The following is an 11722-nucleotide window of genomic DNA, read 5'->3' on the forward strand; positions in this document are numbered from 1 at the left end:
CGCCATGGGTCCCGACGTCACGCTGGAGTTCTTCGACACCCCGCAGCCGTTCCTCGACGCGGCCGGAGGGCTGCTCGCCGCCGAGCCGGTGCTGGGGAGCGTGATCGCGAGCGTGAGCGAGCGGACCGCCCGTGAGCTGGCTGTCGGCCGCGACTCGTGGGCGGAGGTCGGGGCGCCGTTCGAGCGCTGGTGGGTCGTGGTCCGCGAGGCCGCCGGCGCGGTGGTCAGCGCTGCGATGCGCACGGCGCCGTTCGCGCCCTACCCGACCTTCTCGATGCCGATGGACGCCGGTGCCGCCACGGCGCTCGCCACCGCGCTGCACGCCCGCGGCGAGCTCCTCGGCGGCGCCAATGGCGCGCTGCCCGGGGCGGAGGTGCTGGCGCGCGCGAGCGCCGAGCTGGCGGGGGGAGAGGTGGTGGCCGACAAGGCGACCCGGCTCTGGGAGGCCACGTCGGTCGCGGTCCCGCCCGCGCCGGAGGGACGGCTGCGGCGGGCGAGCGAGGACGACGCCGAGCTCGTGCTCGCCTGGTTCACGACGTTCTACGAGGAGGCCGACGAGCAGGCCGGGCGCGAGCCCGACCCCGCGTCCGGTGAGCACAACACGCTCGACAACGTCCTCGTCAGGATCCGGGAGGGCGTCGACTGGCTGTGGGAGCTGCCCGACGGGACGGTGGCCCACCTCACCGGCGCCGGGCTGCCGTCGTACGGCGTCTCACGGATCGGCCCGGTCTACACGCCCAAGGAGCATCGCGGTCGCGGCATCGCCTCCCACGTCGTGGGCGAGCTGACCCGGCGCGGGCTCGAGGCGGGCCACCGGATGTGCCTGTTCACCGACCGGGACAACCCGACGTCGAACAAGATCTACGCGGCGCTGGGCTACGAGCCGACGGTCGACATGGCCGAGCACGTCGTCCGGCTCCCCGGCCACGAGTCGTCGTCCGGGCAGCGGGGTCAATAGACTCGCGGGGAGATGACAGACCCCCACGACGCCGCCGACGCCCCGCGCCTCGCCCAGACCTACGCCGAGGTCGAGGACGCGCTGCTCTCCCGCTGGCCCGAGACCCGGCTCGAGCCCAGCCTCGACCGGATCGCGGCCTTCACCGAGCTCCTCGGTGAGCCGCAGCGCTCCTTCCGCACGATCCACCTCACCGGCACCAACGGCAAGACCAGCACCAGCCGGATGATCGAGACCCTGCTGCGCGCGCTGGACCTGCGCACCGGCCGCTTCACCTCTCCCCACCTGGAGCGGATGAGCGAGCGGATCTGCATCGACGGCGAGCCGCTCGACGACGAGGCGTTCGTGCGCGCGTTCAACGACGTGGCGCCCTACACCCACCTCGTCGACGCCGAGCAGGACCACCCGCTGAGCTTCTTCGAGACGATCGTCGGCATGGCCTACGCCGCCTTCGCCGACGCCCCCGTCGACGTGGCCGTCGTCGAGGTCGGCATGGGCGGCGGCTGGGACGCCACCAACGTCGTCGACGCCGACGTCGCCGTGGTCCTGCCGATCGCGCTGGACCACGCGAAGTACCTCGGCGACGACCCCGCCACCATCGCCGCCGAGAAGGCCGGGATCATCAAGGCCGGCTCCATCGCCGTCCTGGCCGAGCAGACGCCCGAGGTCGCGGCCGTGCTGCTCGCGCGCGCGGGCGAGGTCGGCGCGACCGTCGCCCGCGAGGGCATGGAGTTCGGCGTCGTCTCCCGCACCCCCGCCGTCGGTGGGCAGGTGCTCACGCTCAAGGGCCTGCGCGCGCAGTACGACGACGTGTTCCTGCCCCTCTACGGCGCCCACCAGGCCCAGAACGCCGCCGTCGCGCTCGCCGCCGTCGAGGCGTTCGGCACCGGCGCCCTCGACGACGAGGTCGTGCGCGCGGCGTTCGCCGAGGTCACCTCGCCGGGACGGCTGGAGATCATCCGCCGCAGCCCCACGATCGTGCTCGACGCCGCGCACAACCCGCACGGGGCCGAGGCCGTGGCCGAGGCGCTCGAGGACTCGTTCTCGTTCAGCCCGCTCGTCGGCGTGATGGGCGTGATGGAGGACAAGGACCACGAGGGCCTGCTGTCCGCCTTCGAGCCGCACCTGGCCTACCTGGTCTGCACGCAGAACTCCTCGCGGCGCTCGATGTCGGCCGCCGCCCTGGGCCGCGCGGCGGCCGAGGTGTTCGGCGAGGACCGCGTCAGCGTCGTGCCCGACCTGGCCGAGGCGATCGACCGCGCGACGACGCTCGCGGAGGCCGGCGAGGCCATCGACGTCTCGATCGGCTCGGGTGCCGTGCTCGTCACCGGCTCGGTCGTCACCGTGGGCGAGGCCCGCGCGATGCTGAAGGGGCGCCGATGAGCGAGCAGACCCCCGAGCAGGTGCCCGCCAACACCGAGCGCTCGCCGCGGCGCGGCATGGCTGCGGCCGTGCTGAGCCTCGAGGCGATCACCCTGGGCCTGACGACGCCCGTGATGATCACCATCGCCGACGTCCCGACCGGCACCGCGCTGGCGGTGGGGCTCGGCCTGGCGGTCGTGTGCCTGCTGCTGGCCGGGATGCTGCGCGCCGAGTGGGCCTACCTCGCCGGCTACGCCGTGCAGGTGGCCGCCATCGCCCTGGGCTTCGTCGTCCCGGCGATGTTCGCCCTCGGGGCGATCTTCGCCGCGCTGTGGACGGCGGCCGACCTCCTCGGGCGCAAGATCGAGCGCGAGCGCGCCGCAGCGTGGGCGGCGTACCGCGCGGAGCAGGGCTGAGGCTGCTCGCTAGGCTGCACGCATGACCGACGTCCAGCGCTCCCTCGTCCTCGTCAAGCCCGACGGCGTGCGCCGCGGCCTCTCGGGCGAGGTGCTGCGCCGGATCGAGGCCAAGGGCTACACCCTCGCGGCCGTCGAGCTGCGCTCCGCGACGCCGGAGATCCTCGCCGAGCACTACGCCGAGCACGAGGGCAAGCCGTTCTACGCCCCGCTCGTGGAGTTCATGCTGTCCGGCCCGGTGCTCGCCGTCGTCATCGAGGGTCAGCGCTGCATCGAGGGCTTCCGCTCGCTGGCCGGCGCGACCGACCCCACCGTCGCCGCCCCCGGCACCATCCGTGGCGACCTCGGCCGCGACTGGGGCCTCGCCGTCCAGCAGAACCTCGTCCACGGCTCGGACTCCGAGGAGTCGGCCGCCCGCGAGATCGGCATCTGGTTCCCGGCGCTCGCCCGCTGACCCCGGCGTACTGCCGGCTACTCACCTTCGGTTTCCCCGGCTAACCGGGGAAGTGCGAACTTATCGGGGCACGTACGCCCCCTGAAGTTCGAACTTCCCCGGCTGACCGGGGAAACCGAAGCGCGCCCTTGCGGTGCCCCGCGCGTGTCCTCCCCGGAACACCGGGCCGCGCTCCTTAGCCTGAGTGCGGGTCGGCTGCAGCGGTCGTCCCCACTTCCCGGTACGACCCGACCTGCAAGGGCAGCAGCGGCATGGCAAACAGCTTCATCGGTCGCGACATGGCCGTCGACCTCGGCACCGCCAACACGCTGGTCTATGTCCGCGGCCGGGGCGTGGTGCTCGACGAGCCGTCCGTCGTGGCGATGAACACCGCCACCGGCGAGGTCCTCGCCGTCGGCCACGAGGCCAAGCGGATGATCGGGCGCACCCCCGACAGCATCGCGGCCATCCGCCCGCTCAAGGACGGCGTGATCGCCGACTTCGAGGCGACCGAGCAGATGCTGCGCTACTTCATCCACCAGGTCCACCGCCGCCGCTACTTCGCCAAGCCCCGGATGGTGATCTGCGTGCCGAGCGGCATCACCGCGGTCGAGCAGCGCGCGGTCAAGGAGGCCGGCTACCAGGCCGGCGCCCGCCGGGTCTACATCGTCGAGGAGCCGATGGCGGCGGCGATCGGCGCCGGGCTGCCCGTGCACGAGGCCACCGGCAACATGGTCGTCGACGTCGGCGGCGGCACGACCGAGGTCGCGGTGATCAGCCTCGGCGGCATCGTGACCAGCCTGTCGGTGCGCACGGCGGGCGACGACCTCGACCAGGCGATCATCGCGTGGATGAAGAAGGAGTACTCCCTCATGCTGGGCGAGCGCACCGCCGAGGAGATGAAGATGACCCTCGGGTCGGCCTTCCCGCTCCCGAGCGAGCCCGACGCCGAGATCCGCGGTCGCGACATGGTCTCCGGGCTGCCGCGCACGGTGGTGGTCTCCAGCTCCGAGCTGCGCCAGGCGCTCGAGGAGCCGCTCCACAACATCATCGACGCCGTCCGCACCACCCTCGACCAGACGCCGCCCGAGCTCGCCGGCGACATCATGGACCGCGGCATCGTCCTCACCGGGGGCGGCGCGATGCTGCGTGGCCTCGACGAGCGGCTGCGCCACGAGACCGGCATGCCCGTCCACGTCGCGGAGGACCCGCTGTCCTCGGTGGCCCTCGGCGCCGGCAGGTGCGTGGAGGAGTTCGAGGCGCTCCAGCAGGTCCTGGTGTCCGACCCGAGGCGCTTCTGATGGGCGCCCTCGGGGGACACGAGGTGCGCGAACGCCGCTGGACCGGCCTCGACCGGCTCGAGTCGCGCAACCGCGCGCCCCGCTCGCTGCTCGTGGCGCTGGTCCTGGCGAGCGTCACCCTGATCACCCTCGACGTCTCCGGCGGCGCCGACTCGCCCGTCGAGCCGGCGCGGCGCGTGGTGGGCGAGGCGTTCGGGCCGGCCGAGGCGGGCGTCGCCGCGGCCGTACGTCCCTTCACCGCCGTGCCCGCGTGGTTCCGCAGCAAGGGCGACCTCGCCGACCGGGTGCGCGACCTCGAGGCCAGCAACGCCGAGCTGCGCGGCCGCGTCGAGCTCGCCGGGTTCGATCGCAACCGTCTCGAGCAGTACGACGGCCTCACCACGGCCGCGAAGGACCTCGGCTCCGCCCTCGTGCCGGCCCGCGTGGTCGCCATGGGCCCGCGGCAGTCCCAGAGCTTCACCGTCACCATCGACGCCGGCTCCGAGTCGGGCGTCGGTCCCGACATGACGGTCGTCAACAACGACGGTCTCGTCGGCCGGGTGCTGCGGGTCACGCGGAGCACGGCGACCGTGCTGCTGGTCATCGACCCCGACTCCACCGTCGGCGGCCGGGTCGGGTCGAGCATGGAGATCGGGTTCGTGACCGGCAGCGGCTCGCTCGACCAGAAGGAGGGGCTCGACCTCCGCCTCGTCGACGACGCCTCCGTGCCCGCCCGTCAGGACACCGTCGTGACGTGGGGCAGCTCCACCGGCCCCTACGCGCCGGGCGTGCCGATCGGCACGATCACCGAGGTCTACAGCTCGCTGCGCGAGGCCTCCCAGCGGGCGGTCGTGAAGCCGTTCGTCGACTTCTCCGCCCTCGACGTGGTCGGGGTGATGGTCCCCAGCGGGTCGCGGAGCGACCGGGCCGTCATCGAGGCCGACGGGAGCCTGCGATGAGCCGCCTGCGCTGGGTCGTCGCCCTGGCGGCCGTCGTCGTCGCCCTCGTCGTCCAGGTCACCCTCTTCCCGCACGTCGCCTGGCACGGCATCGTCCCCAACCTCTGCCTGCTCGTCGTGGTGGCGGCCGCGCTGACCGTCGAGGCACCGTTCGCCCTCGTCCTCGGCTTCGTCGCAGGCCTCACGCTCGACCTCGCGCCGCCCGCCGACCACGTCGCCGGGCGCTGGGCGCTCGCCCTCACCATCGCGGCGTTCCTCGCCGCCCGGGTGCGCCAGGACCAGAAGCCCACCGCGCTCGCCGTCATCGGCACCGTCGCCGCCGCGTCCTTCGTGGCCACGTCGCTGTTCGCGCTGTCCGGGCTCGTCCTCCAGGACCCCGCCACCTCGGTCGCGGGGCTCCTCGAGGTCGTCCTGGTCGCGGTCGTGTGGGACGTGCTGCTCACGCCGTTCGTGCTCCCGCCGCTGATGAAGCTGTTCGGCCGGCTGAGCCCGCAGTGGGCGGCGTCGTGACGGCTGCCGGGTCCGGGGCCGCGAAGAGCCGGCTCCGCCTCGTCGTGGTGCAGGCGCTGGTGTTCTCCCTCTTCGCCACCCTGTTCGTCCGCCTCTACTACCTCCAGGTCATCGGGGGCGAGTCCTACCAGGCGCAGGCTGCCGACCAGTCGGTGCGCGACATCGTCGTCCAGCCCCAGCGCGGGCTCATCGTCGACAGCCAGGGCCGCCCGCTCGTGGCCAACCGCACCTCGTGGGTGATCTCGGTCGACCGCACCGTGCTCGGCAAGCTCGGCGACAAGCAGCGCACCGAGCTGGTGCGCCGCGTCGCGGTCGTCGTCGACGCGAGCGCCGAGGACGTCGAGGCCCGCCTCGTCACCTGCGGCGACCCCGGAAGCGTCCGCGACGTGTGCTGGAACGGCTCGCCCTACCAGCCCGTGCCGGTCGCGGTCGACGTGCCCAAGGACGTCGCGCTGCGGGTGCTCGAGCAGTCCGAGGACTATCCGGGCGTCGTCGCCGAGCAGCAGAGCGTCCGCTCCTACCCGCGCCCCTTCGGCATCAACCTGGCCCACGTCCTGGGCTACCTGAGCCCGGTGACCGAGGACGAGTACGACCTCGCCGCCGAGCGCGACGACCGGTCCCTCAACGGCGCCTCGGTCGTGGGCCGTGCCGGCGTGGAGAAGCAGTACGACGAGTGGCTGCGGGGCCTGCCCGGCTACCGCCGCGTGGCCGTCGACTCGATGGGCCGGGTGCTCGGCGACGACTCCCTCGTCGAGAGCACGCCGGGAGACACGCTCGTGACGTCCATCGACGCGAAGGTGCAGTCGGTGGTGGAGCGCCAGCTCGCCCAGCGCATCGCCTTCCAGCGCACCCAGGTCGACACGGTGACCGGGCGCCGCTTCGCCGCCGACTCCGGGGCGGCCGTCGTGCTCGACGCGAAGACCGGCCGGGTGATCGCGATGGCCAGCCAGCCGACGTACGACCCCGACGTGTGGACCGGCGGCATCAGCGAGGCGCAGCTGACCCGCCTCTACTCCGAGAAGGCCGGCACCCCGCTGCTCTCCCGCGCCACCCAGGGCCAGTTCGCGCCGGGGTCGACGTGGAAGCCGTTCATGACAGCCGGGGCGCTCACCCACGGCTACTCGATGGACACGACGCTGCCGTGCACGTCGGGCTTCCAGGTCGGCAACCGGGTGTTCAAGAACTACGAGTCGGGCGCCTACGGCAACATCGGCTTCGCCAAGGCGCTCGAGGTCTCCTGCAACACGTTCTTCTACCGCATCGGCTACGACTTCTGGCAGCGCCTCGGCAGCGACCCGGCCGACATCGACGCGAAGGACCCGCTGGTCGAGGAGGCCAAGGAGTTCGGCTTCGGCTCGCGCACCGGCATCGACCTGCCGGGGGAGGCGCCCGGACGTATCGCCGACCGGCACTGGAAGCAGGCCTACTACGAGTCGCAGAAGGACTACTACTGCGAGCTCAGCGACAAGCCGCAGACCGCCGACACCAGCGACTTCGTCTACAGGTTCGCCCGCGAGTTCTGCCTCGAGGGCAACCTCTACCGCGCCGGCGACGCCGTCAACTTCTCCATCGGCCAGGGCGACACGATCGTCACGCCGCTCCAGCTCGCCCGCGGCTACGCCGCACTGAGCAACGGCGGGACGCTCTGGGCGCCCACCGTGGCCAAGGCGATCGTGAGCCCCCAGGGCAAGGTGCTGCGCCGCATCGCGCCGCGCAAGGTCGGCCGGGTCGACGTGCCGAAGAAGTACCTCGACTACATCGACGGCGCGCTGGAGAACGTCTCCCGGGTCGGCACCATGGCCTGGAAGCTCGGCGGTTTCCCGATCGACGACGTGACCATCCGCGCCAAGACCGGCTCAGCCGAGGTCTACGGCAAGCAGTCGACGGGCTGGGTGGCGTCCTACTCCGAGGACTACGTCGTGGTGATGATGATCAGCCAGGGCGGCACCGGCTCCGGCTCCACCGGTGACGGCATCCGCGCCATCTGGGAGGCGCTCTACGGCATCGAGGGCGAGACCGTGCGCCCGGCCCGCGCGGCGATCCCCGGCACCGTCCCGCCGGCCCGCCTGCCGCAGTTCCTGGAGGACGGCTCCATCATGCCGCCGGTCCCCGAGAAGGCACGGAAGTGATGCGATGACCGTCCTGTCGACCCGTCCCGCCACCCGGCCGGGACACCGCTCCCTGCGCGGGTCGAGCCTGCGCGCCCCGGGCCTCGACTGGCTCCTGATGCTCGCCGCCGGGCTGCTGGTGGTCCTCGGCACCCTGCTCGTCTGGTCGGCCACCTCCACGCGCGCCGACCTGACCGGCGGCGACCCCAACGCCTACCTCCGCAAGCAGCTGGTCAACGTCGCGATCGGCCTGGTCCTGATGGTCTCGGTGCTCGCCACCGACCACCGGTGGGTGCGGATCCTCGCGCCGCTGGCCTACCTCGCCAGCATCGGCGGGCTGGTGATGGTGCTCGTGGCGGGCAGCACGATCAACGGCTCCCGGTCGTGGATCCAGCTCGGCGGCATGTCCGTCCAGCCCGCCGAGTTCGCCAAGCTCGCGGTGGTGGTGGGCATGGCGCTGGTGGTGGCCGAGCGCACCGAACGCCGGTGGGGGAGGGGCGTGGGCAGCCTGGAGGTCGTCGCGATGCTCGCCATCGCCGCCGTCCCTGCCGCGCTCATCCTGCTGCAGCCCGACCTGGGCACCATGCTCGTGCTCGCCGCGACCGTCTTCGGCGTGCTCGCGGTCGCCGGCGCCGGTCGGCTGTGGCTGGCCGGGCTCACCCTCGGCGGCGTCGTCGGAGCCGTCGCGGCGGTGTCGATGGGCGTGCTGAAGCCCTACCAGGTCGACCGCTTCCTCGCCTTCACCGATCCCGGCCTCGACCCGCGCGGTGCCGGCTACAACACCGAGCAGGCGCGCATCGCGGTGGGCAACGGCGGCCTCTTCGGCCAGGGTCTCTTCGACGGCTCCCAGACGCGCTCCGGCTTCGTGCCCGAGCAGCACACCGACTTCATCTTCACCGTCGCGGGCGAGGAGCTCGGCCTCGTCGGTGCCGGGCTGCTGATCCTGCTGGTCGCCGTCGTCATCTGGCGCGCCCTCACGATCTCCGCACGTGCCGACGACCTCTTCGGCCGGGTCGCCGCCGCCGGCATCGCCTGCTGGTGGGGCTTCCAGGCCTTCCAGAACATCGGCATGTGCCTGGGCATCATGCCCGTCACCGGCGTGCCGCTGCCGTTCGTGTCCTACGGCGGCAGCTCGCTCTTCGCCGGCATGCTGGCCCTCGGGCTGCTCCAGAACATCCACCTCAGGTCGGCCGGACCCGTCCGGCGCTGAGCGTCGCCGGGCGGTCCGCCGGGCGCGGCCGTTGAGTGGGCCGTTGAGTAGGCCGTGCCACCCGGGGCGACGTAGTCTTGGTGGTCGGCCGTGGGTCGTGTGTCGTGCCCGTGCCCCGTCCTCCCTTTCCCCGAGCTCAGTCGAGGTGTTCGCAGCATGTCCGTCGCGTCGGTCTTCCCGCGCCTGGAGGCCAGGCTTCCCTCGGTGCAGAAGCCCATCCAGTACGTCGGCGGCGAGCTCAACTCCGTCGTCAAGGACTGGGACTGCGCGGACGCCTCGGAGTCCGGCGGCCCGACCGTCCGGTGGGCGCTGATGTACCCCGACGCGTACGAGGTCGGCCTGCCCAACCAGGGCGTGCAGATCCTCTACGAGGTGCTCAACGAGCGCGACTGGATCCTCGCCGAGCGCACCTACTCGGTGTGGCCCGACATGGAGCAGGTGATGCGCGAGGGCGACGAGCACGGCCCGATCCCGCAGTTCACCGTCGACAGCCACCGTCCGGTCGGCGCGTTCGACCTCTTCGGCCTGAGCTTCTCGACCGAGCTCGGCTACACCAACATGCTCAACGCGCTCGATCTCGCGGGCATCCCGATCCACGCCGCCGACCGCGGCGAGGACGCCCCGGTGGTCATCGCCGGCGGCCACGCCGCCTTCAACCCCGAGCCGATCGCCGACTTCATCGACGCCGCCGTCCTCGGTGACGGCGAGGAGGTCGTGCTCGCGATCTCGGAGGTCGTCCGCGAGTGGAAGGCGCAGGGACGCCCGGGCGGGCGCGAGGAGCTGCTGCGCCGACTGGCCGTCACCGGCAACATCTACGTCCCGCGCTTCTACGACGTGGCCTACGGCGCCGACGGCGCGATCGAGGCCGTCGTGCCCAACCGCCCCGGCATCCCGTTCCGGGTCCGCAAGCACACGCTGATGGACCTCGACCAGTGGCCCTACCCCGCCAACCCGCTGGTGCCGCTCGCCGAGACCGTCCACGAGCGGTTCTCCGTCGAGATCTTCCGCGGCTGCACCCGTGGCTGCCGCTTCTGCCAGGCCGGCATGATCACCCGGCCGGTGCGCGAGCGCTCGATCAAGACCATCGGCGACATGGTCGAGAACGGCATCCGCAAGACCGGCTTCGAGGAGGTCGGCCTGCTGTCGCTGTCCAGCGCCGACCACACCGAGATCGCCGACGTGGCCAAGGGCCTCGCCGACCGCTACGAGGGCTCCAACGTCTCCCTCTCGCTGCCGAGCACGCGCGTCGACGCCTTCAACATCACCCTGGCCAACGAGTTCTCCCGCAACGGCCGGCGCTCGGGGCTGACGTTCGCCCCGGAGGGCGGCTCGGAGCGGATGCGCAAGGTGATCAACAAGATGGTCAGCGAGGACGACCTGATCCGCACGGTCGCCGCGGCCTACTCCCACGGCTGGCGCCAGGTGAAGCTCTACTTCATGTGCGGCCTGCCGCAGGAGACCGACGAGGACGTGCTCGCGATCGCCGACCTCGCCAAGCGCGTCATCAAGACCGGGCGCGAGGTCTCCGGGCGCAACGACATCCGCTGCACGGTCTCCATCGGCGGCTTCGTGCCCAAGCCGCACACGCCGTTCCAGTGGGCCGGGCAGCTCGACCACGAGGCGACCGACGAGCGGCTGCGGCTGCTGCGCGAGGTCGTGCGCGAGGACAAGAAGTACGCCCGCGCCATCGGCTTCCGCTACCACGACGGCAAGCCCGGCATCGTCGAGGGCCTGCTCTCGCGCGGCGACCGACGCGTCGGCAGGGTGATCGAGGAGGTGTGGCGCGACGGCGGCCGCTTCGACGGCTGGAGCGAGCACTTCTCCTACGACCGCTGGATGGCGTCGGCCGAGAGGGCGCTGGCCGGCACGGGCGTCGACGTCGACTGGTACACCACCCGCGAGCGCGACTACGACGAGGTGCTGCCCTGGGAGCACCTCGACTCCGGCCTCGACAAGGACTGGCTCTGGAGCGACTGGGAGGACGCGCTCGCGGCCGCCGACGGCGCCGACATCGAGGTCGAGGACTGCCGCTGGACGCCCTGCTACGACTGCGGCGTGTGCCCCGAGATGGGCACCGAGATCCAGGTCGGCCCGACGGGACAGACGCTCCTGCCGCTCAGCGTCGTCTGAGACCCGGTCGCGGCTGAGCCGCCCGGAGGTGCTGCGTGCCGACCCGCGGTGGCCCGATACGGTTGTCACCCACACGTGGAGGAGGCTGGGTGGCGAGAACGGACCGAACCGACGAAGAGCAGTACGTGACGAGCCCCATGGGGCTCCGGATGTACGTCGACCCGGACGACGACCGTGCTCGTGAGCTTGCCCAAGCCGGCGGGACGCTGATGGAGGAGTCGGGGCTCGACATCGACCTCATGCATATCGCGGTGGGTGCCGCGGACGGTGAGGCGGAGTTCGTCACCGGCCAGCGCTGAGCACAGTCCGAAGGCGCGGCCCAGGGATGCACCTGCGGTAGCCTCCTTCGCCGAACCGATC

Annotated in this window: 11 protein-coding genes; all 11 read left to right on the forward strand. The window is 72.2% G+C overall.

Annotated features, from left to right (window positions below; translation table 11 throughout):
- Positions 1-4: 4 nt before the first annotated feature.
- Complete coding sequence (locus tag AC4H2S_RS07440; RefSeq protein ID WP_491496326.1) at positions 5-958, forward strand: GNAT family N-acetyltransferase; 954 nt, start codon at positions 5-7, stop codon at positions 956-958.
- A gap of 12 nt (positions 959-970) precedes the next feature.
- A complete protein-coding gene (locus AC4H2S_RS07445; RefSeq protein ID WP_491496327.1) occupies positions 971-2338 on the forward strand; it encodes a bifunctional folylpolyglutamate synthase/dihydrofolate synthase in 1368 nt (455 codons plus the stop codon).
- Positions 2335-2733, forward strand: a complete 399-nt coding sequence (locus tag AC4H2S_RS07450; RefSeq protein WP_491496328.1) for a DUF4233 domain-containing protein — start codon at positions 2335-2337, stop codon at positions 2731-2733. The genes AC4H2S_RS07445 and AC4H2S_RS07450 overlap by 4 nt, the downstream gene beginning before the upstream one ends.
- 22 nt (positions 2734-2755) lie before the next feature.
- Positions 2756-3187 (forward strand): nucleoside-diphosphate kinase, encoded by a 432-nt coding sequence (gene ndk, locus AC4H2S_RS07455; RefSeq protein ID WP_491496329.1) that lies wholly within the window; start codon positions 2756-2758, stop codon positions 3185-3187.
- Between the two features lie 251 nt (positions 3188-3438).
- Positions 3439-4467: a rod shape-determining protein gene (locus AC4H2S_RS07460; RefSeq protein ID WP_491496330.1), complete on the forward strand. Its 1029-nt coding sequence runs from the start codon at positions 3439-3441 to the stop codon at positions 4465-4467.
- On the forward strand, positions 4467-5405 hold the full coding sequence (gene mreC / locus AC4H2S_RS07465) for a rod shape-determining protein MreC (RefSeq protein WP_491496331.1): 939 nt from the start codon (positions 4467-4469) through the stop codon (positions 5403-5405). The genes AC4H2S_RS07460 and mreC overlap by 1 nt, the downstream gene beginning before the upstream one ends.
- Positions 5402-5914, forward strand: coding sequence for a rod shape-determining protein MreD (gene mreD / locus AC4H2S_RS07470; RefSeq protein WP_491496332.1), 513 nt, complete (start codon positions 5402-5404; stop codon positions 5912-5914). Before mreC ends, mreD begins: the two co-directional genes overlap by 4 nt.
- Positions 5911-8043, forward strand: a complete 2133-nt coding sequence (mrdA, locus tag AC4H2S_RS07475) for a penicillin-binding protein 2 (protein WP_491496333.1) — start codon at positions 5911-5913, stop codon at positions 8041-8043. The genes mreD and mrdA overlap by 4 nt, the downstream gene beginning before the upstream one ends.
- Positions 8044-8047: 4 nt before the next feature.
- Complete coding sequence (rodA, locus tag AC4H2S_RS07480; RefSeq protein ID WP_491496334.1) at positions 8048-9232, forward strand: rod shape-determining protein RodA; 1185 nt, start codon at positions 8048-8050, stop codon at positions 9230-9232.
- A gap of 156 nt (positions 9233-9388) precedes the next feature.
- Positions 9389-11362: a TIGR03960 family B12-binding radical SAM protein gene (locus AC4H2S_RS07485; RefSeq protein ID WP_491496335.1), complete on the forward strand. Its 1974-nt coding sequence runs from the start codon at positions 9389-9391 to the stop codon at positions 11360-11362.
- A gap of 89 nt (positions 11363-11451) precedes the next feature.
- Complete coding sequence (locus AC4H2S_RS07490) at positions 11452-11661, forward strand: hypothetical protein (RefSeq protein WP_491496336.1); 210 nt, start codon at positions 11452-11454, stop codon at positions 11659-11661.
- Positions 11662-11722: the final 61 nt, after the last annotated feature.

Source organism: Nocardioides sp. Z13_37, assembly GCF_058355585.1.